This window comes from Bartonella sp. AP21QHHD (assembly GCF_042196205.1).
Taxonomy (GTDB): Bacteria; Pseudomonadota; Alphaproteobacteria; order Rhizobiales; family Rhizobiaceae; genus Bartonella.
This window is the reverse complement of the sequence record NZ_JBHIPT010000118.1, coordinates 34,941-61,293: the sequence shown is the minus strand read 5'-3', so window position 1 is coordinate 61,293 and position 26,353 is coordinate 34,941. Positions and strand designations below refer to the sequence as shown.

Here is a 26,353-nt window from a genome sequence, read left to right as displayed (position 1 = left end):
AAAGGTAAGAAATTACGGATTTAGTGTAGGATTTTTATCTTAAAGCGCTTTGTCCTTTTCAAAAAGCGTGGTTGGATTCTATTATTATAAATTCAGTACGGCCTTTCCACTCCATTGCTGGTCTATTCGTCGTTTTATGATATTGCTTGCTTAATAAAGCGTGTACTTTTCTTGCTGTAATAGCTTTTGCTAGACGAAGGTAAATTATTGTGTCAGTCTGTTTGTGTAATCTCTAAAACAACTTGTACTCTCGATTTGAGAGGAATAAAAAGCTTAACAAGTAAAAAAATATTTTCTTTTGATTCGGCCTTGCATCTTTCTAAAGTATCTACGGTAATATCTTATGAAAAGATTATGCATTATCTCATGCTTTTGTTTATCATGTTCTTTAATGGAGTAAGTTCCCTCACGAAAAACAGAGCGTCTCAAACAAAATACACTTACATTGCCAATTCATGGACTTATTTAAAAGAGACATACTTTAACACGCTACAAGCCTATTTTACGACAGCCCCTGTGAATGGTATAACGATAAAGCCATTGAGCACCACCATCTTTATGCTTATGAAGAAGCAAGCCGGCACCATCATTATATTTGCCAGCCCCCAATGTTGCGACAGCCCTTGCATTAAGACGGTTCATAAGAGCCATTTTTAATCTTATACAAATTTTATCCACATACTCATCCCGCTTGTTATGTGCAAGCGAGTGGTTTTGATTGATTCAACATAAACAGGTTTGGAATGAGAGAATCTTGCGTTATTCGAGGGTCTAATTCAATATGAATAACGCTAGATTATCATTATAAATCAATATGATTGTATCTTTAATAAGAAATAAAAGTTTGTATTTTGGCGTCGAGTAGAACCTCTTTTAAAGGTAATTTCACCGCAAGTAGTAGTTCACAAAATTACAATTAAAACAGAAAAATAATTGAAAAATTTTTCTTCTGAGAAGCTGATTTACGCAACAACTATTCTTTATTTCAGCCCCAAAAAAACTTTTTAAAATTACTTGATAAAGCAGAGCATTGCATATTTCTTATTGCGATTGAAGTGAAATAGCCATTGAAATCAGGAATAACACTTTTTGAATGAACTTAATAATTAAAATGGAAATTAGCTGAGCACAAGAGTTTTTCGATTTATACCGGTATAGGCTAATTTGTTTTCCAAACTGAATATTGCGTAATACAGTTAAATTGACTTTACAATTATAAAGTTGTAGAATTTTAGACTTTTTATAAAATACTAATTGTCTTGAATATAAATAAAGTACATAATAACAATATGAGGGGGATATTATGTCATATAAAAAACCGCAGGTGATTGGCACTGTGAATAGTGCAACTTTAACTTGTTATAAACCATTGGTGTGAGATAGAAAAAAATAAAAAAGCAGGATAAGGGCGGTGCAGCGCCCTTATCCATTGTATTATTGAGAAACAATTTAGGAGGGGAAATGTTTCGTATTAATCTCGACGAGAATAGCATAACTAGATTAAATGATTTTTAGACTATTGTGCTTAATGATTCAGCTATAATTTTAATTGATTCAGCTTTTTTACAGAATCAGAAAATTGAAACTGTTGCGGCAAAGCTTAATGTAGAGACAGAGATTTTAGCATCAGATTTTTCAATCTTGTTAAGAGAACTAGAAAAGAATGGCTTTCTTTTAAAGAAGGAAAACTTGATTAGTGCGTCAGATTCGATTTTTGATCTTAAAAAATTATGGGTACCTGTAACACCTATTATACATATTATCCAGAATTGCAATAGCCCTTGTATCATGTGCGATTGCTGGAGGATTAAGGAAAAAAATTGGCATACTCCAGAAAGTTTAATACCCTTATTTAGAATGTTGAAAGAAAAAGGAGCTGCCTCAGTGATGCTTTCTGGGGGAGAACCTTTAATGCATCCGAAGCTTAAAGATATTTTATTAACGTTGAATGAACTAGGTCTGCCCGTTGAATTAAATACTAATGGCATCTTATTGCATAAAAATTTATGGATTTCACAGTATGACATAAAAGAAATTGTTATTTCTATGGATTCGACTAGTGTCCAAGGATATTATGATATACGGGGGGCGAATAAATTTGATCGCGTGTGGAAAAACATTGAAACAGTTAAGAATCTTCAACCTCTGCAAAGTATAGGAATAAGAGCGACAGTTACCAAAGAGATTCTAGAAAATATTATTAATTTTATCGATTTTTGTATAAGCAAAGATGTCGATTATATCGGATTCAGTCCGCTCGATACGTCGTCATTTAGTTTTTCTAGAAAAAATAATACAAAGGATCGATCTAAGGCTTTAAGAAACAAAACTCTTCCGCCAAACGCTTCACTTTTTCATTTGAGAGATGAATTATCAAGGAAAGAATCCCCCCTCCAGATTTATATAGATAAAAAGTTCCAAGAAAGGAAAATCTCATGGACGTCACAAAATTTTGTAAATTGTATTAATTATTACTTAGGCGAAAATTCTGCGTACGTTTCGTCGCCGTTAATGTGTTTATTTCCATTTTGATCCTTGGTATTGGACTATAATGGAGATTTAAAAAATTGCTTTTATTCAGAAGCTTTTGGGAATCTACAAATTATGAGGCAATAGATTGGTCTGCTCAAAGCGTTTTAAAATCTTTGAAAGAATCTGGCGCATGTAGCGGATGTCGTGGGAAGGTATTTTGTGGATAAGGTTAAGCAATTTAAGATTTATAGCGTTAGCAAGTCTACTGCTCTAGTGGTTGTTGTTTTACCACTTTTTTTGTCGGAAAAATTGCATTTGTCGCAAGCGGATATTGTTTTAATCGGTAGTTATTTTTTATTGCTTCCTTTGATCTTAGAAGTCCCCTTGGGTTTATTATCAGATGTTTATGGAAGTAAGCGCGTTATTTATACTGGGCTGTTTTTCTTTCTTTGCGGTTTTTTAGCTCTTTTTATGAATTATGCATATTTTGCTTACGCCACTTATTTGTTGTGTATCACATTAGCGGCCGCTTGTTTCTCAGGTGCGGAAGATAGTTTACTCTTTTCTGTAGTACCAAAGCATCGCACACTGTTTTCCGTTAAGTCCGAAGTGGCTGCTGTTACCTATAGTGTGACAACGGTACTTATTTTTTTAGGGGGAATACTTTATTATGTGCATCCTGCATTGCCTGTAATTTTTCAAATCCTTTCATTAATTTTTGCTATTTTTATGTTTTCAAAACTGACGAAGGGATTAGATAGTTTTCATATCAACGCTCATCCGAGTATTTTCACAGTTATGTGCGCCAGCCGTAAAGAAGTCAAAAACCCTTATCGCTTCACTCTTGTTTTTTTAAGTGCAGTTTCAGCTTTTGCTATTTTGGTTAATAATCGAACTGTTTCTATCGCATTTTCTGATTTTTTGCCATTTCAACCTGCTATTTTGGTTTCGATTATTTTTATCATTGGGAATTTTTTTTCAGCAAGTTCCAATATATTGTTTCAGAAGTATTTTTCAAAGTTTCAAAATCCTATTTTTCCCGTCTTAATGATTGGTTGTATGGTAACCATTGCTTTTTTTCTCATGTCATTTCAAATCATTGCGGCTCTTATATTAGGATTTTTACTGCTATGTGTTTTTAAATCTGCTTATCGATCTTATCTGTCGTCTCTTCTTATAAATTCACTGATTGATCCCAAAGCTATCGCGACTGTTTTATCATTTACAGCCATTATTACAGCTGTTGTATCCTTTGCATTCAGTTTTTTATACGGTCATGTTTTTTCAACATTCTGGCAAGCTAATTTGTGGTTGGCAGTGATTATGGCTGTGATTTTTGGGGTGTCTGCTTTAATTATTTTTGTCAGAAAACAAGAAATCATTTGGTTACAGCCTGAAAATGCACAATCGTCAAAACAACATTTCTTGAAACGCAAGCATCAAGAGTTTTGCTATGGGCAAATTTATCCGGAAGCATCGTGCATTAATGAAAACATCAAGGATGGCTCTTTTCGACAAAGTCTCTATCCTGCACCAAATTTGATAACACTTTGCGATGAAATAGTCGAATGGGAGTTTATCCGGGGTACTGTATTGAGCCAAATGGATTTGCTACATCAAAAGGCGATTATTGATCAAATCAATAAGATCTTTCAAGATCGATTAAGCAAGAATATAATCTTATCACATGGAGATTTACATCCTGATAATATCATTGTTACTTCTGATAGTTCTTTTATGGTAGTGGATTGGGATTTATGTCAAGAAGCCAGTCCGGAATTGGATATCTTAACATTTTTCACCAGTCCAAGATTATCTCTCAATTTAGAAGAACGGATAGACTATATTTCTCATTTGCTGTCTATATCAAAGGATGAAGCTTTACCAATGATAAAAGCGTTTGTGGCTAAAAAAATTTCTGATCTTTCTCTATACCAAAATATTTTCATGAAACAATTAGTATTGGATTATATGAACTTGAATAAAAAATTTCATGGGCGATAATATTGTAATTTGTAATGAAAATTGCAGTGCGGGCTGCAATCATTGTCCGTATTCGATGGAATATATGGTGAGAGATGACGCGTTGCCTGAATCTTTATATACAATAAATGACATAAAATCTGATTTTATTATTCTTTCTGGTGGAGAGCCTTTTGAGCTCGATTATGATTTACTTCATAAATATACTTGTATGTGTCTCATTTGCAAAAAATATTTTCGGATTGCAACAGGGGGGCACATCTATATTCAACCATATTTGAAGCTATTAAAGAGTAATCCGTTCTTTTTAGGGATACAAATAGGCACAGATGTTATTTCAGAGATAAGAAATCTAGACAGTAAAAAATATAAACAAACGTGGGTGCGTAACATAGAATGTATGAAAAAAGATAGCGTACCATATAGTGTGACGATTACTTTATCGGAGAGATTCGATTTGGCAGAAGTGTTAGCTCTAATACGTATCGCTACTCCCGAGTTCATTTTAGTTAATTTTGAAAATAGAAAAAAGTATGAGAATAGATTTCAGTTAAATATGATACGGGATTTTTTTTCTGGCTGTGAGATAAAATATGGATATACGCATCAGAGTTTACACCAATAAATATAAACTATCGGATTCTTTTCACAGTTCTTCTGGTGTGTTAGTTGAAAAAACAGAACTGATAATTTTATTTACTGCTCAGGATAAAGTTATTTCGCCCTTTGCTATGGAGTTGCCATTGTCACCTAGTCACGGAGAAATGCCGGACGATTTTATAAAATCTGTAAATGAACGATCAATAAATAAAAGTAAACACTTTGCAAATTCTTTAAGCTATTTCTTTGGGTTGGAAGATTTTTTTAAAAAAGTTGAAATGGCTAAAATTATTAATTCTGGATTAATGAAATCTATTAAAACGATAGGAATAGGTGCAATTATTGATGATGAGATACGTAATTACGATTTGATAAAATTGAAATCATCGAATCAGTATTTGGATGATACAATTGCAATTGTTAATGAAAACAAAAATGTAAAATTTATTATTGATTTCAATGCAAGTATTAATTTTGAGCAGTGGAATTATTTTATTGATAGGATAGATAAGAATAATTTGTTTGGAATAGAACAGCCTGTGAAATTTCCTTCAAAAATTCCAGATTTGGGTTTCTTAAATATCGCTGATGAGACATTCGTGAAATGTGGTTATGAAAAAATTCACGAATATGGCTATAATGCTTTTGTCTATAAGCCATTTGCAAGTAATATTAAAGAATTATATAAGTGTTTTGAGAATAAAAATAACTACGTTGGTATGGTTGGAAGTAATGTTTCAGGCCCTTTAGATTGTAGTTTTTGTAACATCATAAATCATTATATGCCTACCAAATTAGCAGGAAATCGTGCAAGTAATTTTGAAGCGCATCCGTTAAATAATAAAACTGAGGATTTAATGAGAATTCGAGAAAAAAAGATATCTCTCTCTGATGAATTGTTTATTTATCTTGATAAATTTTGCCAAAAGGTATCGGATTTGTATTTTGATATGAATCAATTAAAAGAAATTGCTACAAATATATAGTATTTCCCACTCTGAAGCAGCTATGTTTCGTGAATAGATATAGGACATACCGATGGAAGAACGATATGGTGCTTGTCTCATGTATCGGGATCTTATATACTAAAAGTGTCAAAGATGGTGGCAAAATTGGCTTTGATTTTTTTGATATTAGCAGTAATTTAAGCAGCAACTTGCCTTTTTTATTCAAGATTTTTGATGAGAAAGAATTATAGGTATTTCAGTTTGATGTAACTCAAAATAAGCGAACGGTATTTTTAAGCTTGATGTTTATTATAAAGCTGAGCTCAACCCCAATCAAAACAGTATGGCAGGTGGACTTATTATCTTACTTAAAAGGGGCTAGCTAAGAAGCATACGCTTGTTATTATATCGAATGTTCTCAATTTGCATTCGATTAAACTTACAAATCAAGATGGCTTTTATTCTAATATCATCAATACTGGGCTTTATAGATTAAACATTCAAGTCCAATAATTCGCAGAACAAATGAGCCATGCATCCAAAATGCCAATTACGAGTAATATAAATCCCAATGATATTGTAGCTGATATTCACTTAATACCATCAATACTTCCAAATGACTCATATTATCGTAAGGTTTTTTTCTTTTTTCTTGAGATCATCACCAACGTCATAAAAATATATTTTACCATGCTGTTGCACGTTTGGATTTTTTACAAAAATAGAAATTTCCATAGAGTAGCTCAAGATCCTAAACAAAAATATTAAAATATAATGTTTTTTATTTTTTATTATTAAAAAAATAACATAAACATTGGAATAACTCTCCAAAAGCAACAAAACTCTTTGTAAGAAGAACTCTGATCATTTTCTTTGAAAAAAGAGCAATGAAGAGAATGTCACTAAAAAGAGCGTTGAGCGATTGGCTTGAAAAACTGTCAAAAGAGATTTCTCTATTGTGTGGTCCTATGATTTTTCACCAAGGTGAGCTATTCATAGCGTTTTGTAGGCCGACCGCCTTTTGGGTTTTGTCTTCATAAATTTCACGAAGATAGTTGTAACAGCATAAAAGCTCTAAAGTTTGTTGAATAATTCCTTTATCCTTTAAAAGCTTCCAATCACGCTTATAAACATCTCGTGCAGGTAAAACCATCTGGTAAATGATCACAAGGCTCTACAATGAGTTTTGCATGACTTAACAAATAGGGTGATCAACACAATGTCATAGTGAGTGAAGGCAGGCCTATTTCAAAACGCCCCCCCTCACTCAATTCAAAAATCAAAGCAAGGGTTGGTATGGTTTTATTCATTTTTAAAAGATGTGCTTGTAAACTTGATGAGAAATGACCTCCTTTGATTGTTCTTTGAAAATTTTCCCACCATACACGAAACATTTCTTGAGCTTCAGCAGAAAAGCGTATGGTAATAGGGTGTTTTGGTGATCCTAAAGGTTTATCATAAAGAGAACGAAAGACTCCTTGATAGCTTTCCCATGCCTCTTGTTTAGGAGGTCTATCAACCCATAACCGCTCTTGTCGTTCATCGGGCCACACCAGCATTTGAAATCGTTGCAATAAGCCGTCATTATTTGTTCCATGGTGCATTGCTTGAATAATGGCAATAATCCGTGAAGGTTGAATGCCCCTAATCATAGATAAAGTGACATAAGGGATAAAAATGGTTCCACGTCCTATACGGTCATAAGTAAATTGATCATCTTCATTAAAAGCTTCCAAATAAAAAGCACAGTCTGATTGATACTCCTTTTAAGAAGGCTTTGCTCAATAATACAGAATTTACCTCTGCGATGTATGGAAGCAATGAAGGTGGTGGGATTCAAGGCAAAAAAGCACCTTCACCAAAACATTCTGGAGGTCATAAGAATACGGCAAATATACGGATGATTTCGCATATCGGTTGTGAAGATGGTTGCGGTTATGTTTGGCAATTTGTGAGAGATGTTTGTTTCATGCAAACGGTAACTGGAACCTCACCAAATGTACAGTTTAAAAAAGATATGTATGCATTGTGAGCTGCTGGAGACTGGTCTGATACTACGAATATCAATCCACATCTGCGTGCAGTCATTACACGGAATGCCATTTATGAATCGGCTGGCGCCCGTGGCTGTAGTTATCCACGGCATTTTGTTTAGGAGGGGTAGATGATAGATTATCCAGAGCATTTAAATAGCAAGCAAGATTATCTGAACATGCTTTCCTTTGATAAGGCTGAAACCGTAAGGAGGCTAGGGAATCTTTTAGCAACACGTTTTTATTGGGTCTTTGTTAAAGAGCTTGGAGAGGGAGAAGAGGGGATTGAAGATGACACGCATAAGGTTTGTCTAACAACAACCATGCCGTTTGATTTAAATGGTGATTTTGTAGAAAAGCGTTGTCAGTATGAATTACAGGAAAGCGAATATGCACCGCTCTTTCAACTTGGCTTTCGTGTTGAAGAAGTCGAGCAGCTGATCAAAGAGCATAGCCAATAGAGATCATAAGAAAACATTTTTATCCAGCCCCACTTTTGTGGGGCTTTTTTTATGGAGCGTCAGATGAGAAAGATATCGAAAGAAGGATTAGAGCTTATCAAACAATGGGAAGGTTTGCGTTTAGAGGCATATAGAGACACGGCATGTATCTGGACGATTGGTTATGGTCACACCAGCAATTCGGGTCACCCCCTTGTCAAAAAAGGCATAACAGTACGATTATTAGCACAATAGTAAGCCTCTACTTTAGTCTTAGAATTTGTGTTATCTTCAAAATAATAAGAAAGGCTGAAGGGAATATTTGAAAGACCGATTTTGAGAGTTTTATATTCTAAGTAAGGTAAATCTTGCGTATTGATTGTTCTTTTCTCTAAGCTTTCTACATCTTCTAAATTTTTTACATCCCTTAAGTTATTTACATCTTCTAAATTTTCTACATTATGTACATAAAAGTTAATTTGGATATTTTCATCTTTCTTTAAAAAAAGTAAAGGAAGAAGATGATAGTAAATTTCATTATGAACTAAGTTTATATCTAACACATTTTGTTTATAAGGCCCTTCAAAAGATAAATGTGTATTCCACCATTTATCTTTTTCGCCATTTTCTTTTTTAAAAGAATCTTGTGTAAACTGTGGGGTGAAATTCAGTGAAATTTGAGCATGATGTTCATCTTTGCTAAAACTAATGATTTTAACTTCTTCGAATATTTTCAAGTAAGTAATACGTCCAACCCCTTTACATCCTTCTTGAATTTTATAATCACTTTTATAAGAAGAGAAAGATTTGATATTCTCTTTTGTAAATCCATCTCCATTATCAAAAACACTTATAGAAAAAATTGGTTGATTCTCCCACAAATCTGCATTGCCATAAAGTTGGAATAAAATATCAATTTTTGTTGCATGAGCTTGTATAGAGTTAACGATAGATTCCTTAAGAACTGTAACGATATTCGTTTCTGAAGAAAGATCGCGGATTATAGCATTAAGATTGACAAGCATAAGTACACCAATATATTTTATTTATATATCTCGTTGTAATATTTAAATTTTATAATGATATTAAACACACTATTCCTGATGAAAAGTTAATAATTTCTCACCATAAGAGATATTGTATATGCTTGATAACGGTTTTTGTATAGAGGTATTGGACAAGATCTCCACACACTAAAAATAAAGACTAACCAAAATTTGAAAAACTTTATTAGAATCAGAATAAAATACTTATTCTTTCTAAAGGATTTTTCAAATGTTACCCCCTTTGGTAAAACTTTACGCAAACTTCGTATTGTTCGCTCAGAACGCCTCTATAGATATGGCTAAGAAATTAGACATATCTGTATCATTTTTATCTTCTGTAGAAATTGGCAAAAAATCTGTTCCTGTAGGACTGTAGGAAAAGATAATTGAACTCTATGATTTAGATCAAGAGAAGGCTTTACTCTTAAGAAAAGAAGCTTATGTTTGTCGCAAAAGTTTTACAATCAAGACTTCTGATCCGTTGAGGCATGAAGCTGTTGGTGAGTTTGTTAGAAATTTAGAGAATTTTTCACAACAAAACTTAGCAGAATTAAAAGACGTTCTTGAGAAAGTTTGCAAAAAAAGAGGCGTCCTATAGAGATAGGTTGAAAAATCCTATTCCCTTAACTTTATTAAGGCATCCCTCGCAGTAAAAAAGATATGAATTCCAAAAACTTAATAGGAATATAAAGCTATATGGTGGGCGATGAGAGACTCGAACTCCCGACATCCTCGGTGTAAACGAGGCGCTCTACCAGCTGAGCTAATCGCCCAATGCAATGATCAGCAATTGAATGAAGACTATTTAAGGAAGAATTTTTCTAAACGCAAGAATAAAGATGGGATTTGATAATTTTTTTTAAAAATGCATAATCCTTCTTGACATGAACGCATGAACCCCTTACACGACCGCTTGTACCAAATTAAATTGGTTCGAAAAAAATGCGCGGGTGTAGCTCAGTTGGTTAGAGTGCTGGCCTGTCACGCCGGAGGTCGCGGGTTCGAGCCCCGTCACTCGCGCCATTTCGTGATTCCTTATGAAATTTCCTTTTTAAAATATCCATATGCTATGAGTAATGTGGTGGAGTGTTTGATCGGGGAATAAATATGTTTTTTCTTTCTTTTTATATGGTTTATAAGAATAGGGCTTGCGTCTTTCTTTGCTCTGCGTTACCTATGCCGATAAGAAAAGTATCGCTCTGTATGCCTTAGAAGCAGTATGAATAGAGTTAATAGAGCGATTGTTAAATTTGTCTGTTTGGTCTCGCAATATTGAATCATTGTGTTAAACTCAGGCATTTCGTTACGATGGAAGAGGGTTATGGCTTATTTATTGAGCTCTTATTTGCCAGTCTTGATTTTCATTATTGTGTCAGCGGTTATTGCTGGAGTTTTGTTGATTACACCTTACATTGTAGCATATCGTTCCCCCGATCCTGAAAAATTATCGGCTTATGAATGTGGGTTTAATTCATTTAGTGATGCACGCATGAAGTTTGATATTCGTTTCTATTTGGTATCAATTTTATTTATTATTTTTGATCTTGAAGTTGCATTTCTTTTTCCTTGGGCTGTTTCATTCGAATCAATAGGTATGTTTGGCTTTTGGTCGATGATTGTGTTTTTAGCGATTTTGACTATTGGATTTATATATGAATGGAAAAAAGGAGCCCTTGAATGGAATTAAGATCTAATAATTCAACGATTGAGGCTCCAAAACCAAAAGGAATCATTGATCCAAATACTGGTGGGCTGATAGGATCTGACAATAAGTTTTTTCGTGATATCAATGCTGAATTATCAGATAAGGGTTTTTTAGTTACCTCGGCAGATGCTTTGATTACTTGGGCACGTACCGGTTCTTTAATGTGGATGAGTTTTGGTTTGGCTTGTTGTGCTATCGAAATGATGCAATGCTCAATGCCTCATTATGATAATGAGCGTTTTGGATATGCACCACGAGCTTCACCCCGCCAGTCAGATGTGATGGTGGTGGCAGGTACTCTAACAAATAAGATGGCTCCTGCTTTAAGAAAAGTGTACGATCAGATGCCAGAGCCACGTTATGTGATTTCTATGGGATCATGTGCAAACGGTGGGGGATATTATCATTATTCCTATTCAGTAGTGCGGGGATGTGATCGTATCGTGCCTGTCGATATATATGTCCCAGGGTGTCCACCTACAGCAGAGGCATTATTATACGGCATATTGTTGCTACAGAAAAAAATCCGTCGTACCGGATCCATAGAGCGATAGAGAGTTTTCTTGTCATGGTGGATGAAACATTGGTTGAGCTTGCTGCTTATTTGGAAAACAAATTAAAAAATAAGCTTGAAGAGACTGTTCTTGCTTTTGGTGAATTGACCATTGTGGCACGTCTTGATGCAATTATCGATGTCTTAATGTTTGTTCGTGATGATTCTCGTTGTCAATTTATTAATCTTACAGACATTAGTGGTGTGGATTATCCTTCTCGCGATAAGCGCTTTGATGTTTCTTACCAATTGTTATCTCCTCGTGAGAATTTACGCTTACGTGTAAAGGTTCGTACTGATGAAAATACTCCTGTTGCTTCAGCTTGTACAGTTTATCTTGGCGCAGAGTGGTATGAACGTGAAACGTATGATATGTATGGGATTTTATTTTCAGGACATCCGGATTTGAGACGGATTTTAACAGATTATGGGTTTGAAGGATATCCTTTACGCAAAGACTTTCCTGTGACAGGATTTGTTGAATGCCGTTATGATAATGAAGCAAAGAGGGTGATTTATGAGCCTGTTGTTTTGCGCCAAGAGATGCGTAATTTTGATTTTCTTTCTCCTTGGGAAGGAGGACAGTATACTTTGCCATGTGATGGGAAAGCAGATGAAAAAAAATAATATTGGTTTTGATAAGGCATTATATTAGGGTACTGTATTTCTTAAATAATTAAATATTTTTTAGCGTGATAGATTTTTTTGATATTTGATATGAAGTTTTTTAAAAAGCAAGGGGTTGATTGTGGCTGAGGTCAATGTTCGAAACTTTAATATCAATTTTGGTCCGCAGCATCCTGCCGCGCATGGGGTTTTGCGCATGGTTCTGGAGCTGGACGGTGAAGTTGTTGAGCGTGTAGATCCACATATTGGGTTGTTGCATCGCGGTACTGAAAAATTAATGGAAACAAAGACTTATCTCCAAGCTGGTCCTTATCTAGATCGTTTGGATTATGTTGCTCCTATGAATCAGGAACATGCTTTTGTTCTTGCTATTGAAAAGTTATTAGATATAAAAGTTCCTAAAAGAGGGCAATTAATACGTGTTTTGTTTTCTGAAATTGGGCGTATTCTTAATCATTTGCTTAATGTAACGACACAGGCAATGGATGTTGGTGCTTTAACACCACCGCTTTGGGGATTTGAGCAACGTGAAAGATTGATGATTTTTTATGAGCGTGCCTGTGGTGCTCGTCTTCATGCAAATTATTTTCGTCCTGGTGGCGTGCATCAAGATTTACCAGAATCTTTAGTTGAGGATATTGGTGATTTTATTGATCCATTTCTTGTTTCTCTCGGAAAACTTGACGCGCTTGTGACCCCAAATCGGATTTTTAAGCAGCGTAATGTGGATATTGGCGTTGTAAGTATTGATGAAGCTTGGGCACGCGGTTTTTCTGGGGTTATGATTCGTGGAGCTGGTGTTCCATGGGATTTGCGTAAAAGTCAGCCTTATGAATGTTACGATGAAATGGAATTCGATATTCCTATAGGTAAAAATAGCGATTGTTATGATCGCTATCTTATTCGTATGGAAGAAATGCGTCAATCAGCGAAAATTATGCGCCAATGTGTGGAACGTTTACTGAGTACTGAAAAAAATGGACCAGTTTCGAGCTTGGATCGCAAAATTGTACCACCGACGCGGAGTGAAATGAAAAGCTCGATGGAAGCACTGATTCATCACTTTAAACTCTATACGGAAGGTTTTCATACACCTCCTGGAGAAGTATATGTTGCTGTGGAAGCTCCGAAGGGTGAGTTTGGTGTTTATCTTGTTTCTGATGGAACCAATAAGCCTTATCGTGTCAAGTTGCGTGCTCCTGGGTTTGCTCATCTCCAAGCTATGGATTTTTTAACCAGAGGTCATATGTTAGCAGATGCTACAGCTATTTTGGGTTCGATTGATATTGTTTTTGGGGAGGTTGATCGCTAATGTCCGTACGCCGTCTTGCAGATGATGTTTATCAGCCCGCTGAGTTTTCTTTTACAAAAGAAAATCAGATATGGGTAAAAAATACCATAAAAAAATATCCTGCAGGGCGTCAGCAGTCTGCTGTAATTCCATTATTAATGCGTGCTCAAGAGCAAGATGGTTGGGTGACACGTGCTGCGATTGAGCATATTGCTCAGATTCTTTCCATGGCTTATATCCGTGTCTTAGAAGTTGCTACTTTTTATACTCAGTTTCAGCTTAAGCCTGTTGGAACAAAAGCGCATATTCAAGTTTGTGGTACAACGCCTTGTATGTTACGTGGTTCTGATGAATTGATTAAAGTTTGTCAGAAAAAAATTCATCATGAACCTTTTGCGACCAATCAGGATGGAACCTTATCATGGGAAGAGGTGGAGTGTCTTGGTGCTTGTGTGAATGCTCCGATGGTTATGATTTTTAAAGATACTTATGAAGATCTTACAGCTGAACGCCTTGAAGAAATTATTGATGCATTTGAAGCAGGTAAGGGTTCTGAGATAGAGGTTGGTCCGCAAAATAGTCGTAAATCGTCGGAACCGATTAGTGGTTTAACTTCTCTTATTGATGATGAGAAAGAAAAAAAGATCTCTCAAGTCTTCACCAAAAAAGGATAAGGAAAGAATGGGGAACATAATTAAGTATTTTTCTTGAGAAAATATTTTATTATTCTACCCATGATGGCAACATTTAACGAAAAGTAAGAAATCTTGAAAAGATATTTAAAAATTGCATTTGAGGAAAAGCAGAAAATGCTATGGGTAATAGAAAAAAAGGTGGGGTATGCTAGCTGATAAAGATCGTATCTTCACCAATATTTATGGTTTAAAAGACAAATCATTAAAGGCTGCGATGTTGCGTGGGCATTGGAATGGTCTGAAAGAAATGATTGACAAAGGTCGTGATTGGATCATTGATGAAGTGAAGGCATCGGGTTTACGCGGTCGTGGTGGTGCTGGTTTTCCTACTGGAATGAAGTGGTCCTTTATGCCAAAGCAGAATGATGGGCGTCCTCATTATTTGGTTGTCAATGCCGATGAATCTGAACCTGGAACTTGTAAAGACCGTGATATTTTACGTCATGACCCCCACACTTTGATTGAAGGATGTGCAATCGCTACTTTTGCTATGGGAGCCAATGTTGCTTTTATTTATATTCGTGGTGAATATATTCGTGAACGTGAAGCGCTTCAAGCTGCCGTTGATGAATGCTATGATGCGGGTTTACTTGGCAAAAAAACGAAATATGGGCATGCTTGTGATATTGTTATTCATCATGGAGCGGGTGCTTATATTTGTGGTGAAGAAACAGCTCTTCTTGAAAGTCTTGAGGGAAAAAAGGGACAACCTCGGCTTAAACCACCATTTCCTGCCAATATGGGGATTTATGGCTGTCCAACAACAGTAAATAATGTAGAGTCTATTGCCGTTGTTCCAACGATTTTGCGGCGGGGTGCTTCGTGGTTTTCATCAATCGGACGAGCAAATAATGTTGGAACGAAATTATTTATGGTTTCAGGGCATGTTAATGCACCTTGTACATTTGAAGACGCTCTTGGTGTTTCATTCCGTGAATTAATTGAAAAACATACGGGTGGTGTTCGTGGTGGATGGAATAATCTTTTAGCAGTTATTCCAGGGGGGGCTTCTTGTCCAGTCGTTCGTGGTGAGGATATGATCGATGCGATCATGGATTTTGATGGGATGCGAGATGTCGGGTCTTCTTTTGGCACAGGGGGAATGATTGTTATGGATAAATCAACCGATATTATCAAGGCAATTTGGCGTATAGCTGCTTTTTTCAAGCACGAGAGTTGTGGTCAGTGTACACCGTGTCGTGAGGGGACGGGATGGATGATGCGTCTTTTAGGGCGTATGGTTGAGGGAAGAGCGCAAAAACGCGAGATTGATCTTTTGTTTGAAGTGTCTAAACAGGTTGAAGGACACACTATTTGTGCGCTTGGTGATGCTGCCGCATGGCCTGTACAGGGGTTGATACGTAATTTTCGTCCAGAAATCGAGCGTAGAATTGATGAATACACGCGAAATGTAGTCCAAAGCAAAAATATTGCTTTAGAAGCGGTTTAATAAAGGATTTTGTTTTAAGAACGACCGAATGCAAATTTTAAGTGGGTTATCCGCAGGTTGGATGGGTGATGATAAATATCAAAGTTGATGGCAAAGAGATTGAAGTTCCTGATTACTACACGTTGCTTCAGGCTGCTGAGGCGGCTGGGGCAGAAATTCCACGTTTTTGTTTTCATGAATCTTTGTCAATTGCTGGAAATTGTCGTATGTGTTTAGTTGAGGTTAAGGGTGGTCCACCAAAACCTCAGGCTTCTTGTGCTATGGGGGTTCGTGATTTACGATTAGGGCCTAACGGTGAGGCACCTGAGATTTTTACCAATACACCGATGGTAAAAAAAGCACGTGAAGGTGTTATGGAATTTCTTCTCATTAATCATCCTTTGGATTGTCCAGTGTGTGATCAAGGGGGAGAGTGTGATCTTCAAGATCAAGCAATGCTTTATGGACGAGATTGTTCTCGTTATACAGAAAATAAACGTGCTGTAGAAGATAAATATATTGGACCTCTTGTCAAAACTGTTATGACACGGTGTATTCATTGTACACGGTGTGTTCGTTTTACAACGGAAGTTGCAGGTATTTCTGAGCTTGGTTTGATCGGTCGTGGTGAAGATGCTGAAATTACGACGTATCTTGAAAAAGCTATGACATCTGAATTACAGGGAAATGTTATTGATCTTTGTCCAGTGGGAGCTCTAACTTCAAAACCTTATGCGTTTCATGCCCGTCCGTGGGAATTGGTAAAAACGGAATCGATTGATGTGATGGATGCGCTTGGTAGTGCTATCCGTATTGATAGCCGCGGCCGTGAAGTTATGCGGATTATGCCGCGTACGAATGAAGATGTAAATGAGGAATGGATCTCTGATAAAACGCGTTTTATTTGGGATGGATTACGGACTCAGCGGCTTGATAAGCCATATGTACGCAAAGATGGAAAGCTTCAACCTGTCAGTTGGACAGAAGCTTTTGCAAAAATTAAAATGGTAATCTCTAAAATTTTTCCAGAAAAAATTGGAGCCATTGCGGGGGATCTTGCTTCTGTTGAAGAAATGTATGCCCTTAAAGCATTATTGAGTTCTTTGGGCTCAAAGCTTTTTGATTGTCGTCAAAGAGGGGGGGCTTTATCGCCAGAGTTTGGGCGCTCGAGTTATATTTTTAATCCTACAATTGTAGGTATTGAACAGGCTGATGCACTGCTTATTGTGGGATCTAATCCACGTCATGAAGCAGCTGTTTTAAATGCGCGTATTTTAAAGCGCCAACGGATGGGCAATTTTCCTATTGCATTAATTGGAGAGAAAGTCGATTTACGTTATCCTTATTCTTACCTTGGATCTGGGAGTGATACATTAACGACACTTATTCGTGGAGAGGATGTTTTTTTTAATGTCTTAAAAGAAGCGAAGAGGCCCCTTATTCTTATCGGAGAGGGAGCGGTTTCAGGAAGTGAAGGTTTATCTGTTTTAAAAAGTCTTGCTAAATTAGCTGATAATATAGGTGCTCTTAGTGAGACATGGAATGGGTTTGGGGTTCTTCATAATGCAGCTTCGATTGTTGGAGGGTTGGACATAGGCTTTACTTCTAAGCTTGGGGTTGCAAATATACTTAAAACCTGTGAAGTTCTATTTTTGCTTGGTGCTGATGAAGTAGAATTAGCCAATACAAAAGCTTTTACAGTTTATATTGGGAGCCATGGTGATAATGGTGCACATGCTGCTGACGTTATTTTGCCTGCATCTGCTTACACTGAAAAATCAGGGCTTTATGTGAATACAGAAGGACGTGTTCAAATGACAAATCGGGCTGGTTTTGCTCCAGGTGAAGCAAAAGAAGATTGGGCTATTTTGCGTGCTTTATCGGATATTTTAGGACAAAAGCTCCCTTTTGATTCTCTTTTTCAATTAAGGCAATGCTTGTTTAATGATTATCCACACCTTTGTGCTGTTGATGATATAGTGCCTTCTGATATAAGTGGTCTTAAGGCGCTTGGTTCAAAAATGGTTTCTCTCGAGAGTCAAGCATTTACTTCTATGGTTAAAGATTTTTATTTAACAAATCCGATAGCACGTGCTTCTGCTGTTATGGCTGAATGTTCATCTCTTGCAAAAAACCGTGCTACACAAACAGTAAAGTAAGGGCAAAGGAAAAGGAATAATGATGTATGATTTCTTTATGACTTGGCTGTTGCCATTACTCATTATAATCGGAAAAACACTTCTTCTTTTGGTCGTTCTTTTGGTCTTAGTTGCTTATCTTCTTTATGCAGATAGAAAAATTTGGGCAGCGGTACAATTGCGTCGTGGACCAAACGTTGTTGGACCATGGGGTTTGTTACAGTCTTTTGCAGATTTAATTAAATTTGTTGTTAAGGAGCCTATTATCCCTGCAGGTGCAAATAAGGGTGTTTTTCTTTTGGCTCCTTTTGTTTCAGCGACACTTGCTTTATCAACTTGGGCTGTTATTCCTGTCAATGAGGGTTGGGAGATTGCAAAGATTAATGTTGGCTTGCTTTATATTTTAGCCATTTCGTCTCTTGAAGTTTATGGTGTTATTATGGGGGGATGGGCATCAAATTCAAAATATCCTTTCTTAGGAGCTCTTCGTTCGGCGGCACAAATGGTTTCTTATGAAGTTTCCATTGGTTTTGTGCTTGTGACTGTCATTTTAATAAGTGGTTCGTTAGATCTCACAACAATTGTTTTTAAACAAACGCACGGGCTTGGTACAACTCTTGGTCTTCCTTTTAACAGTTTTCTCGATTGGAATTGGTTGGTCCTTTTTCCAATGTTTATTATATTTTTTATTTCTGCGCTTGCAGAGACAAACCGTCCTCCATTCGATTTGGTGGAAGCAGAATCCGAACTTGTTGCTGGTCATATGGTAGAATATTCTTCAACGCCTTACATGCTCTTCTTTCTAGGTGAATATGTTGCGATTGTTTTAATGTGCGCATTAACAACCATTCTATTTTTAGGCGGTTGGCTGCCTCCCTTAGATGTTTGGTGGCTTAATTGGGTTCCTGGTATCATTTGGTTTGTTTTAAAAGTCTGTTTTGTATTTTTTTGGTTTGCTATGGTTAAAGCATTTGTTCCACGTTATCGCTATGATCAGCTCATGCGGCTTGGTTGGAAGGTTTTTCTTCCTCTCTCACTAGCAATGGTTGTGATAACTGCTGCTTTTTTAAAGTTTACGGATTTCGTTTAAGAGGAGATTTTACGATGTCAGGTTTTATTCAGGCGGCAAAGTCACTTCTTCTATTGGAATTTGTGAGTGCTTTTTTCTTAGCTATGCGTCAATTTTTTTCACCAAAACCCACGATTAATTATCCTTATGAAAAAGGTTTTGTATCTCAGCGTTTTCGTGGTGAGCATGCATTGCGTCGCTATCCAAATGGTGAAGAACGGTGTATTGCTTGTAAATTATGTGAAGCGATTTGTCCTGCTCAAGCGATTACAATTGAAGCTGGGCCACGGCGCAATGATGGTACACGTAGAACTGTCCGTTATGATATAGACATGGTTAAATGTATCTACTGTGGTTTTTGTCAAGAAGCCTGTCCGGTTGAGGCTATTGTCGAAGGTCCAAATTTTGAGTTTGCGACGGAAACACGTGAAGAACTTTATTATGATAAAGAAAAACTTTTATTGAATGGAGATCGCTGGGAGCGAGAAATTGCTCGAAATATATTGATGGATGCGCCTTATCGTTAAGTGTATCGTTAAATGAGGTGTCGGATATTTTTCCGATAAATTGTAATCTGGTATGAAGTTTATACCAATTGTTTGAATAATTAAGGAGAAGCCTATGCTAACAGATCTAGCGGCGGCATTTTTCTATTTGTTTGCTTTTATTATGCTAACAAGTGCAGTTATTGTTATTACAGCACGCAATCCAGTGCATTCTGTTTTGTTTTTAATCCTCGCATTTTTTAATGCAGCAGCTTTGTTTTTACTTGCAGGAGCAGAGTTTTTAGGGCTTATTCTGCTTGTTGTGTATGTTGGAGCTGTCGCTGTTTTATTTTTATTTGTCGTTATGATGCTTGACGTTGATTTTGCTGAGTTAAAGAGTGGAACTCTTCGGTATGCTCCTATTGGAGCTCTTATTGGTGTTATTATCGCTGTAGAATTGATTGTTGTTTTTATGAGTAGCTATTTTTCTCCAGTCTTGAGAACGCATGTTACGCAACCAATGCCAGATTTAGCGCAGCGAACAAATACACAAGCATTAGGTGATATTCTCTATACGGATTATGTTTTCTATTTTCAAATTGCTGGAATGATTTTATTGGTTGCAATGATTGGAGCTATTGTTTTAACACTTCGTCATAAATTAGGAGTAAAGCGGCAATCTATTGCGGAGCAAGTTTCTAGAACGGTAGAAAGTGCCATTGAAATCAAACAAGTTGAATCAGGCAAAGGTATGTAAGGGGGGCTATGCAGATGTATATTGATATTACACATTATCTCACTGTTTCTGCTTTGATGTTTACAATTGGTATTGCTGGAATTTTTCTCAACAGAAAAAATGTGATTATTATCTTGATGTCCATTGAGCTTATATTGCTTTCAGTTAATCTCAATTTTGTTGCATTTTCAGCATTTCTTCATGATCTCGTTGGTCAGGTATTCGCTTTATTTGTCTTAACCGTAGCAGCTGCTGAAGCTGCCATTGGTTTAGCAATTCTGGTCGTTTTTTTCCGTAATCGTGGTTCCATTGCGGTTGAAGATGTTAATGTAATGAAAGGCTAACCAGTGATGTATTATACGATTGTCTTTCTTCCGCTTTTGGGTTTTTTAATTGCTGCACTAGGTGGAAAAACGATAGGAGATCGTGCGAGTGAATTGATAACATGTAGCTTTATGGTTGTTGTTGCCATATTATCGTGGATAGCATTTTTCAGTACTGCACTTGGTCATATTCCAGCGATTGATGTATTGGTATTACATTGGATGACTGTTGGTGACTTAAGCTTTAATTGGGCTTTACATGTTGATGCATTAACAGCTGTCATGCTTATTGTTGTGAATAGTGTTTCGGCATTAGTGCATATTTATTCAATTGGTTATATGCACCATGACCCTTCAAGGTCTCGTTTTTTTTCTTATCTTTCTTTGTTTACATTTATGATGCTTATGTTGGTCACATCCAATAATTTGATTCAGATGTTTTTTGGATGGGAAGGTGTCGGACTTGCTTCTTATTTACTCATTGGTTTTTGGTTTCAGCGCGATTCTGCTAATAAGGCCGCAATGAAAGCTTTTGTAGTTAACCGTGTTGGAGACTTTGGTTTTCTCTTAGGAATCTTTAGTATTTTTGTTTTGTTCCAATCGGTTGATTTTGCCTCTATTTTTGCAAAAGCTGCCGACAAGAGCTTTATACAAAATATGACATTTTTAGATTGGCAATTTGATGGGCAGACGGCAATTACCATTACATGTCTTTTATTATTTATTGGTGCGATGGGAAAATCCGCACAATTTCTTTTACATACTTGGCTGCCTGATGCAATGGAAGGGCCAACCCCTGTATCAGCGCTTATTCATGCCGCTACAATGGTAACGGCTGGTGTTTTTATGATTGCGCGTATGTCGCCAATTTTTGAACTTTCTTCAACTGCTTTGACCGTGATTATTATTGTTGGTGCAACAACAGCGTTTTTTGCAGCAACTGTGGGGTTGGTGCAGAATGATATTAAGCGTGTTATTGCTTATTCTACATGCTCTCAACTTGGTTATATGTTTGTGGCATTAGGTGTTGGAGCTTATGGCGCTGCTGTCTTTCATCTTTTTACGCATGCTTTTTTTAAAGCCTTATTGTTTCTTGGTGCAGGTTCTGTGATTCATGCTGTATCTGATGAACAAGATATGCGAAAAATGGGTGGGTTACGCAAACATATAAAGGTCACCTATTGGATGATGATGGTCGGGACCATTGCCTTGACCGGAGTTGGAATTCCAGGAACACTTTTCGGGACTGCAGGTTTTTTCTCAAAAGATGCGATTATAGAGTCTGCTTTTGCATCTCATAATATTGCTTCAGGATATGCTTTTTATCTTCTTGTTTTTGCTGCCTTTTTAACAAGTTTCTATTCATGGCGACTTATCTTTATGACATTCCATGGTAAACCACGGGCAACAGTTGATGTGATGCATCATGTTCATGAATCGCCTCCAGTTATGTTGATTCCACTCTTTCTTTTATCTATTGGAGCAATATTTTCTGGTGTCGTTTTCCAACCTTACTTTTTTGGTGACTTGTATAATGCTTTTTGGAAGGGAGCATTGTTTACAAGCAGCCATAATCATATTCTTCATGATGCTCACCATGTTTTTAATTGGGTAAAATGGTCGCCTTTTATAGCAATGATTCTTGGGTTTATGTTGGCTTATTTATTTTATATTGTGGCTCCCTCTCTTCCCAAGAAAATGGCGCGTATTATGCCAGGAGTGTATCACTTTCTTTACCAAAAGTGGTATTTCGATCAATTATATAACTTTTTATTTGTTCGTCCTACCTTTAGAATTGGTTCTTTTCTTTGGAAAGTGGGAGACGGTAAGATTATTGATGGTCTAGGTCCCAATGGTATTGCAGCGCGTGTTGTTGATATTACAAATAGAGTTGTTCGAATGCAAACAGGCTATCTTTACCACTATGCATTTGCAATGCTTATCGGCGTTGCATTGCTCATTACATGGATGATGATCGGGGGCGTAAACTAATGACCGATTGGCCTATTCTTTCTACGGTTACATTTTTGCCGCTTGTTGGTGTTCTTCTGATTTTGTTTATCAAAGATGATAGTGAAGTAGCACGCCATAATATACGTAATGTCGCATTTTTTACGACTCTATTTGTTTTTATTATTTCTTTAATTATTTGGATAGGATTTGATTCTAGCAACCAAAATTTTCAAATGGTTGAAAAATCCAGTTGGTTAGGGGGTGGTATTAGCTATCATATGGGGGTCGATGGTATTTCTATTCTTTTTGTTGTTCTCTCGGCTTTTCTTTTGCCTTTCTGTATTTTAGCAAGTTGGGAGAATGTTAAAGAGAGATTAAAAGCCTATATGATTGCGTTTCTTCTTCTAGAAGTTGCGATTATTGGTGTTTTTTGTGCTCTTGATGCAATGCTATTCTATGTTTTTTTTGAAGGCAGCCTCATTCCAATGTTTATCATTATAGGTGTATGGGGAGGAGCACGTCGTGTTTATGCAAGTATAAAGTTTTTCTTATATACTTTACTTGGTTCAGTGCTTATGCTGGTTGCTCTTATGGTTATGTATTGGGAGGCTGGGACACTTGATATACCAACTTTACTCAATTATCAGTTTCCTGCTCATATGCAAATATGGCTATGGCTTGCATTTTTTGCTTCTTTCGCAGTTAAAATGCCAATGTGGCCAGTTCATACATGGCTCCCTGATGCTCACGTAGAAGCACCGACAGCGGGTTCTGTTATTTTAGCTGGTGTCTTACTTAAATTAGGTGGGTATGGTTTTCTTCGTTTTTCTTTACCTATGTTTCCTATCGCTTCAGCAGATTTTGCGCCTTTTGTTTTCACATTATCGCTTATCGCTATTATTTATACATCACTGGTTGCACTTGTTCAAAGTGACATCAAAAAACTTATTGCATATTCCTCAATAGCGCATATGGGATATGTAACGATGGGTATTTTTTCTGTGAATGAACAGGGGATACAAGGGGCTATTTATCAGATGCTATCCCATGGAATTGTTTCAGCAGCATTGTTTCTTTGTGTTGGGGTTATCTATGATCGCTTGCATACACGTGAAATTTCAGCGTTTGGTGGTTTAGTGAATAATATGCCTAAATATGCTGTTGTTTTCTTAATTTTCACCATGGCAAATGTTGGTTTGCCTGGAAGCTCAGGATTTTTGGGTGAATTTTTAACCTTAATAGGTGTTTTTCAAGTAAATAAATTGGTTGTTGTTTTAGCAACAACAGGTGTTATCTTATCGGCAGCCTATGCCCTTTATCTTTATCGGCGTGTGGTTTTTGGTTCCTTGGATAAAGAGAATTTAAAAGTATTAATAGATCTTTCTTTAAGAGAAAAATTCCTCCTTTATCCAATGGTTATTCTTACAATATTCTTTGGTATCTATCCAACGCCTATTCTTAAGGCAACGGCGTTTTCCGTAGAAACCCTCATCAATAAACTGCACTAGATAAGGGAAGAATGCACATGCAAACTGAAATAATAGCGCAATTAGTCTTAATTCTTCCAGAGCTTTTAATTGCATTAGGAGCTGTCGTGCTGCTTATGATTGGTGTTTATTCCAATACACGTGCTTCTTTAACAGTGACAGGTTTAGCCATAGCAATTCTTGTGGCAACCATTATTATTCTTATAATTTTTCCGAAAAATGGTTCATTTCAAACCAATGCGCTCGTTATCGATTCCTTTAGTCGTTATATGAAAATTTTAATGCTTATTGGTGCACTCTTTTCTCTTATCATGTCTGTTGGTTTTGCCAATGCACAAAAGTTTAATATATTTGAGTTTCCAGTACTTGTTCTTTTAGCAACCCTTGGAATGATGTTTATGATTTCAGCGGGTAATATGCTGTCGCTTTATATGGGGTTAGAGCTGCAATCTTTAGCTTTATATGTTTTAGCAGCGATTAATCGTAATAATGTAAAATCTTCTGAAGCCGGTATAAAATACTTTGTTTTAGGAGCATTATCTTCAGGGTTGCTTCTTTATGGTATTTCTTTGCTTTATGGTTTTACCGGTCAAATTGGTTTTCACGAAATTGCTCTTGCTTTAAAGGGCAAAAATGTACAATTGGGGGTCATTTTTGGAATTGTCTTTATTTTAGCTGGTTTGGCTTTCAAAATTTCTGCTGTTCCGTTTCATATGTGGACACCTGATGTTTATGAAGGAGCGCCCACACCGATTACAGCATTTTTTGCTGGTGCCCCTAAAGTTGCTGCAATGGCTTTAATCATCCGTATTATTGTGGTGACCTTTATTCCCCTAGGGCGTGTTGATAACGTGATGCCTGCATGGCAACAAATTTTGGTGTTCATGGCGATTGCATCAATGATACTGGGTGCTTTTGCTGCAATCGGTCAGAATAATATTAAGCGCTTAATGGCTTATTCGTCGATCAGTCATATGGGTTATGCACTTGTTGGTTTATCTGCTGGAGATATGCTTGGGATAAAAAGCGTTATCCTTTATATGACTATTTATCTTGGAATGACGCTTGGTTCATTTGCCTTTATTCTTGGAATGCGCTCTCAGAATGGAAATGTTGAAAATATTTATGATCTTTCAGGGTTAGCAAAGACGAATCCGTTTATGGCTGTTGTGATGACAATACAGCTTTTCTCTTTAGCCAGTATACCACCTATGGCTGGTTTTTTTGGAAAGTGGTATACCTTTTCTGCTGCTGTCCACGCTGGACTTACGCCACTTGCTGTCGTTGGGATGATAGCGTCTGTCGTTGGGGCTTTTTACTATTTGCGAGTCATTAAAATTATGTGGTTTGATGATGCACAAGCGCATTTTGTTGCTTTATCGAAAGAGCTTCAATTTTGTCTTGGTCTTTCTGTATTCTTTATTTTATTTTACGCGCTTTTTGGAGTTTGGTTCGCTGAGCTAGCAGAAAAAGCAGCAACAGCATTGTTTTAATGAATATGGTTTATACTTTATCAGATTTTGCACAAAAACAGGGATACACTGTTGAAGCGTACGATAGTGTTGATTCAACAAATCTCATTGCGCAACGAAAAGCGCAAACTGGTCATCAAGGTAATCTTTGGATTGTTGCACAAGAACAATCACAGGGAAGAGCAAGAAGAGGGAGGACTTGGTCTAGTCCAAAAGGGAACCTTTATTCTAGTCTTTTATTAGTTGATGATATTGTTCATCAAACTGCGGCTCAACTTGGTTTTGTTGCTGGAGTAAGTGTGGCAGAGGTAATAAAACAATTGATAAAAGAGGAAAAGCAGACAAACAATATTGTGAGCTTAAAATGGCCAAACGATATTTTGCTCAGAGGAGAAAAAAGCTCTGGAGTTTTGCTTGAGATTTTAAAATTGTCATCACAACAATATGCTTTGGTTATTGGTATTGGAATAAATGTGAAATATAATTATGAAGATGCGCCCTATTCCACTTCAAGCTTAAAGAATATCGGGTTGCGTATTGATGCAGAACAATTATTTACGGTTTTGACGGAGTGTTTTTCTAAAAATTACCTTCTTTGGAAACAACCAAAAGGATGTGAAATAATCCGAAAAAAATGGCTTTTATATTCCGCTCATCTTGGGAAACATGTCAAAGTGGTGAATGATGAAAAAGTCATTGAGGGTATTTTTGATGGTCTTGATAGTGATTTTAACTGCATCATAAAGCGAAAAGACGGTCAGACAGCCATTATAACAGCTGGGGATGTTCATTTTGGTTTGGCTGATTCTGTTAATGCAGGCCGTTATTGAAAAATTATTTTATCATCAGATACCTTAATGATTTGGGAG

Annotated in this window: 22 protein-coding genes, 2 tRNA genes and 4 pseudogenes; 24 read left to right on the top strand and 4 right to left on the bottom strand. The window is 36.6% G+C overall.

Annotated elements, in window-relative coordinates; all coding sequences use genetic code 11:
* Window positions 1–489 precede the first annotated feature (489 nt).
* Window positions 490–651 (bottom strand): DUF4102 domain-containing protein, encoded by a 162-nt coding sequence (locus tag ACFIMC_RS08785; RefSeq protein WP_375668367.1) that lies wholly within the window; start codon window positions 649–651, stop codon window positions 490–492.
* Between the two features lie 870 nt (window positions 652–1,521).
* Between ACFIMC_RS08785 and ACFIMC_RS08780 the strand changes: the two genes are divergently transcribed.
* The 4 genes from ACFIMC_RS08780 to ACFIMC_RS08765 all read left to right on the top strand — a co-directional run bounded on the left by ACFIMC_RS08780 (window position 1,522) and on the right by ACFIMC_RS08765 (window position 6,041).
* Complete coding sequence (locus tag ACFIMC_RS08780) at window positions 1,522–2,532, top strand: radical SAM protein (protein ID WP_375680904.1); 1,011 nt, start codon at window positions 1,522–1,524, stop codon at window positions 2,530–2,532.
* A gap of 159 nt (window positions 2,533–2,691) precedes the next feature.
* On the top strand, window positions 2,692–4,476 hold the full coding sequence (locus ACFIMC_RS08775) for an MFS transporter (protein WP_375680903.1): 1,785 nt from the start codon (window positions 2,692–2,694) through the stop codon (window positions 4,474–4,476).
* Between the two features lie 64 nt (window positions 4,477–4,540).
* Window positions 4,541–5,080, top strand: a complete 540-nt coding sequence (locus ACFIMC_RS08770; RefSeq protein ID WP_375683818.1) for a hypothetical protein — start codon at window positions 4,541–4,543, stop codon at window positions 5,078–5,080.
* Entirely contained in the window at window positions 5,049–6,041 is a 993-nt protein-coding gene (locus tag ACFIMC_RS08765) for a hypothetical protein (RefSeq protein ID WP_375613859.1), read from the top strand. The genes ACFIMC_RS08770 and ACFIMC_RS08765 overlap by 32 nt, the downstream gene beginning before the upstream one ends.
* Before the next feature lie 950 nt (window positions 6,042–6,991).
* Here the strand turns inward: ACFIMC_RS08765 and ACFIMC_RS08760 are convergent.
* A pseudogene (locus ACFIMC_RS08760) lies at window positions 6,992–7,768 on the bottom strand (DUF3987 domain-containing protein); the annotation flags it as partial.
* 11 nt (window positions 7,769–7,779) lie between these two features.
* Between ACFIMC_RS08760 and ACFIMC_RS08755 the strand changes: the two are divergent.
* From ACFIMC_RS08755 to ACFIMC_RS08745, 3 genes and pseudogenes are all read left to right on the top strand, one after another.
* A complete protein-coding gene (locus ACFIMC_RS08755) occupies window positions 7,780–8,034 on the top strand; it encodes a hypothetical protein (RefSeq protein WP_375668365.1) in 255 nt (84 codons plus the stop codon).
* A 132-nt stretch (window positions 8,035–8,166) separates the two neighbouring features.
* Window positions 8,167–8,496, top strand: a complete 330-nt coding sequence (locus ACFIMC_RS08750) for a hypothetical protein (RefSeq protein ID WP_375668364.1) — start codon at window positions 8,167–8,169, stop codon at window positions 8,494–8,496.
* Between the two features lie 63 nt (window positions 8,497–8,559).
* Window positions 8,560–8,712: pseudogene (locus ACFIMC_RS08745) on the top strand (lysozyme); the annotation flags it as partial.
* Here the strand turns inward: ACFIMC_RS08745 and ACFIMC_RS08740 are convergent.
* On the bottom strand, window positions 8,682–9,500 hold the full coding sequence (locus ACFIMC_RS08740; RefSeq protein ID WP_375668363.1) for an ATP-binding protein: 819 nt from the start codon (window positions 9,498–9,500) through the stop codon (window positions 8,682–8,684). The pseudogene ACFIMC_RS08745 and the gene ACFIMC_RS08740 sit on opposite strands and share 31 nt — an antisense overlap.
* A 216-nt stretch (window positions 9,501–9,716) precedes the next feature.
* Between ACFIMC_RS08740 and ACFIMC_RS08735 the strand changes: the two are divergent.
* Window positions 9,717–10,119: pseudogene (locus ACFIMC_RS08735) on the top strand (helix-turn-helix domain-containing protein).
* Between the two features lie 99 nt (window positions 10,120–10,218).
* On the opposite strand, the gene ACFIMC_RS08730 reads toward ACFIMC_RS08735, so the two are convergent.
* Window positions 10,219–10,294 (bottom strand) — tRNA-Val (locus ACFIMC_RS08730).
* 173 nt (window positions 10,295–10,467) lie between these two features.
* On the opposite strand from ACFIMC_RS08730, the gene ACFIMC_RS08725 reads away from it, so the two are divergent.
* The 16 genes and pseudogenes from ACFIMC_RS08725 (at window position 10,468) to ACFIMC_RS08650 (ending at window position 26,314) form a co-directional block, all read left to right on the top strand.
* A tRNA-Asp gene (locus ACFIMC_RS08725) sits at window positions 10,468–10,544 on the top strand.
* A gap of 298 nt (window positions 10,545–10,842) precedes the next feature.
* The gene (locus ACFIMC_RS08720; RefSeq protein WP_005773599.1) at window positions 10,843–11,208 is read left to right on the top strand and encodes an NADH-quinone oxidoreductase subunit A; all 366 of its coding nucleotides are present in this window, start codon (window positions 10,843–10,845) and stop codon (window positions 11,206–11,208) included.
* Window positions 11,199–11,780 (top strand): NuoB/complex I 20 kDa subunit family protein, encoded by a 582-nt coding sequence (locus ACFIMC_RS08715; protein WP_375638388.1) that lies wholly within the window; start codon window positions 11,199–11,201, stop codon window positions 11,778–11,780. Before ACFIMC_RS08720 ends, ACFIMC_RS08715 begins: the two co-directional genes overlap by 10 nt.
* 14 nt (window positions 11,781–11,794) lie before the next feature.
* Window positions 11,795–12,406 carry an NADH-quinone oxidoreductase subunit C gene (locus ACFIMC_RS08710; protein ID WP_375680902.1) on the top strand — a complete coding sequence of 204 codons (612 nt, stop codon included), beginning with the start codon at window positions 11,795–11,797 and terminating at the stop codon, window positions 12,404–12,406.
* Window positions 12,407–12,527: 121 nt separating this feature from the next.
* Window positions 12,528–13,718 (top strand): NADH-quinone oxidoreductase subunit D, encoded by a 1,191-nt coding sequence (locus ACFIMC_RS08705; RefSeq protein ID WP_375613457.1) that lies wholly within the window; start codon window positions 12,528–12,530, stop codon window positions 13,716–13,718.
* Window positions 13,718–14,408 (top strand): annotated as a pseudogene (gene nuoE, locus ACFIMC_RS08700) (NADH-quinone oxidoreductase subunit NuoE). The gene ACFIMC_RS08705 and the pseudogene nuoE overlap by 1 nt, the downstream one beginning before the upstream one ends.
* Before the next feature lie 129 nt (window positions 14,409–14,537).
* On the top strand, window positions 14,538–15,842 hold the full coding sequence (nuoF, locus tag ACFIMC_RS08695) for an NADH-quinone oxidoreductase subunit NuoF (protein WP_375613456.1): 1,305 nt from the start codon (window positions 14,538–14,540) through the stop codon (window positions 15,840–15,842).
* Between the two features lie 68 nt (window positions 15,843–15,910).
* Entirely contained in the window at window positions 15,911–17,980 is a 2,070-nt protein-coding gene (nuoG, locus tag ACFIMC_RS08690) for an NADH-quinone oxidoreductase subunit NuoG (RefSeq protein ID WP_375680901.1), read from the top strand.
* Window positions 17,981–18,002: 22 nt separating this feature from the next.
* The gene (gene nuoH / locus ACFIMC_RS08685; RefSeq protein ID WP_375632259.1) at window positions 18,003–19,049 is read left to right on the top strand and encodes an NADH-quinone oxidoreductase subunit NuoH; all 1,047 of its coding nucleotides are present in this window, start codon (window positions 18,003–18,005) and stop codon (window positions 19,047–19,049) included.
* Between the two features lie 14 nt (window positions 19,050–19,063).
* Window positions 19,064–19,555 (top strand): NADH-quinone oxidoreductase subunit NuoI, encoded by a 492-nt coding sequence (gene nuoI / locus ACFIMC_RS08680; RefSeq protein WP_273723184.1) that lies wholly within the window; start codon window positions 19,064–19,066, stop codon window positions 19,553–19,555.
* Window positions 19,556–19,649: 94 nt separating this feature from the next.
* Window positions 19,650–20,270 (top strand): NADH-quinone oxidoreductase subunit J, encoded by a 621-nt coding sequence (locus ACFIMC_RS08675; protein ID WP_375611880.1) that lies wholly within the window; start codon window positions 19,650–19,652, stop codon window positions 20,268–20,270.
* A 14-nt stretch (window positions 20,271–20,284) separates the two neighbouring features.
* A complete protein-coding gene (gene nuoK / locus ACFIMC_RS08670; RefSeq protein WP_273791275.1) occupies window positions 20,285–20,593 on the top strand; it encodes an NADH-quinone oxidoreductase subunit NuoK in 309 nt (102 codons plus the stop codon).
* Between the two features lie 6 nt (window positions 20,594–20,599).
* On the top strand, window positions 20,600–22,564 hold the full coding sequence (gene nuoL, locus ACFIMC_RS08665; RefSeq protein WP_375613453.1) for an NADH-quinone oxidoreductase subunit L: 1,965 nt from the start codon (window positions 20,600–20,602) through the stop codon (window positions 22,562–22,564).
* On the top strand, window positions 22,564–24,033 hold the full coding sequence (locus ACFIMC_RS08660; RefSeq protein WP_375636709.1) for an NADH-quinone oxidoreductase subunit M: 1,470 nt from the start codon (window positions 22,564–22,566) through the stop codon (window positions 24,031–24,033). Before nuoL ends, ACFIMC_RS08660 begins: the two co-directional genes overlap by 1 nt.
* 17 nt (window positions 24,034–24,050) lie before the next feature.
* Complete coding sequence (gene nuoN, locus ACFIMC_RS08655) at window positions 24,051–25,505, top strand: NADH-quinone oxidoreductase subunit NuoN (protein ID WP_375621227.1); 1,455 nt, start codon at window positions 24,051–24,053, stop codon at window positions 25,503–25,505.
* Window positions 25,505–26,314 (top strand): biotin--[acetyl-CoA-carboxylase] ligase, encoded by an 810-nt coding sequence (locus ACFIMC_RS08650; protein ID WP_375636712.1) that lies wholly within the window; start codon window positions 25,505–25,507, stop codon window positions 26,312–26,314. The genes nuoN and ACFIMC_RS08650 overlap by 1 nt, the downstream gene beginning before the upstream one ends.
* Window positions 26,315–26,353: the final 39 nt, after the last annotated feature.

What these genes read in the sequence shown, in the direction of transcription:
- ACFIMC_RS08715 (WP_375638388.1), top strand. Translation starts at nt 11,199, where the DNA reads ATGGAATTAAGATCTAATAATTCAACGATTGAGGCTCCAAAACCAAAA.
- ACFIMC_RS08740 (WP_375668363.1), bottom strand. Translation starts at nt 9,500, where the DNA reads ATGCTTGTCAATCTTAATGCTATAATCCGCGATCTTTCTTCAGAAACG.
- ACFIMC_RS08750 (WP_375668364.1), top strand. Translation starts at nt 8,167, where the DNA reads ATGATAGATTATCCAGAGCATTTAAATAGCAAGCAAGATTATCTGAAC.
- nuoK (WP_273791275.1), top strand. Translation starts at nt 20,285, where the DNA reads ATGTATATTGATATTACACATTATCTCACTGTTTCTGCTTTGATGTTT.
- nuoG (WP_375680901.1), top strand. Translation starts at nt 15,911, where the DNA reads ATGATAAATATCAAAGTTGATGGCAAAGAGATTGAAGTTCCTGATTAC.
- ACFIMC_RS08660 (WP_375636709.1), top strand. Translation starts at nt 22,564, where the DNA reads ATGACCGATTGGCCTATTCTTTCTACGGTTACATTTTTGCCGCTTGTT.
- ACFIMC_RS08675 (WP_375611880.1), top strand. Translation starts at nt 19,650, where the DNA reads ATGCTAACAGATCTAGCGGCGGCATTTTTCTATTTGTTTGCTTTTATT.
- nuoH (WP_375632259.1), top strand. Translation starts at nt 18,003, where the DNA reads ATGTATGATTTCTTTATGACTTGGCTGTTGCCATTACTCATTATAATC.
- ACFIMC_RS08770 (WP_375683818.1), top strand. Translation starts at nt 4,541, where the DNA reads ATGGTGAGAGATGACGCGTTGCCTGAATCTTTATATACAATAAATGAC.
- ACFIMC_RS08720 (WP_005773599.1), top strand. Translation starts at nt 10,843, where the DNA reads ATGGCTTATTTATTGAGCTCTTATTTGCCAGTCTTGATTTTCATTATT.
- nuoL (WP_375613453.1), top strand. Translation starts at nt 20,600, where the DNA reads ATGTATTATACGATTGTCTTTCTTCCGCTTTTGGGTTTTTTAATTGCT.
- ACFIMC_RS08785 (WP_375668367.1), bottom strand. Translation starts at nt 651, where the DNA reads ATGGCTCTTATGAACCGTCTTAATGCAAGGGCTGTCGCAACATTGGGG.
- nuoI (WP_273723184.1), top strand. Translation starts at nt 19,064, where the DNA reads ATGTCAGGTTTTATTCAGGCGGCAAAGTCACTTCTTCTATTGGAATTT.
- ACFIMC_RS08765 (WP_375613859.1), top strand. Translation starts at nt 5,049, where the DNA reads ATGGATATACGCATCAGAGTTTACACCAATAAATATAAACTATCGGAT.
- ACFIMC_RS08650 (WP_375636712.1), top strand. Translation starts at nt 25,505, where the DNA reads ATGAATATGGTTTATACTTTATCAGATTTTGCACAAAAACAGGGATAC.
- nuoN (WP_375621227.1), top strand. Translation starts at nt 24,051, where the DNA reads ATGCAAACTGAAATAATAGCGCAATTAGTCTTAATTCTTCCAGAGCTT.
- nuoF (WP_375613456.1), top strand. Translation starts at nt 14,538, where the DNA reads ATGCTAGCTGATAAAGATCGTATCTTCACCAATATTTATGGTTTAAAA.
- ACFIMC_RS08710 (WP_375680902.1), top strand. Translation starts at nt 11,795, where the DNA reads ATGGTGGATGAAACATTGGTTGAGCTTGCTGCTTATTTGGAAAACAAA.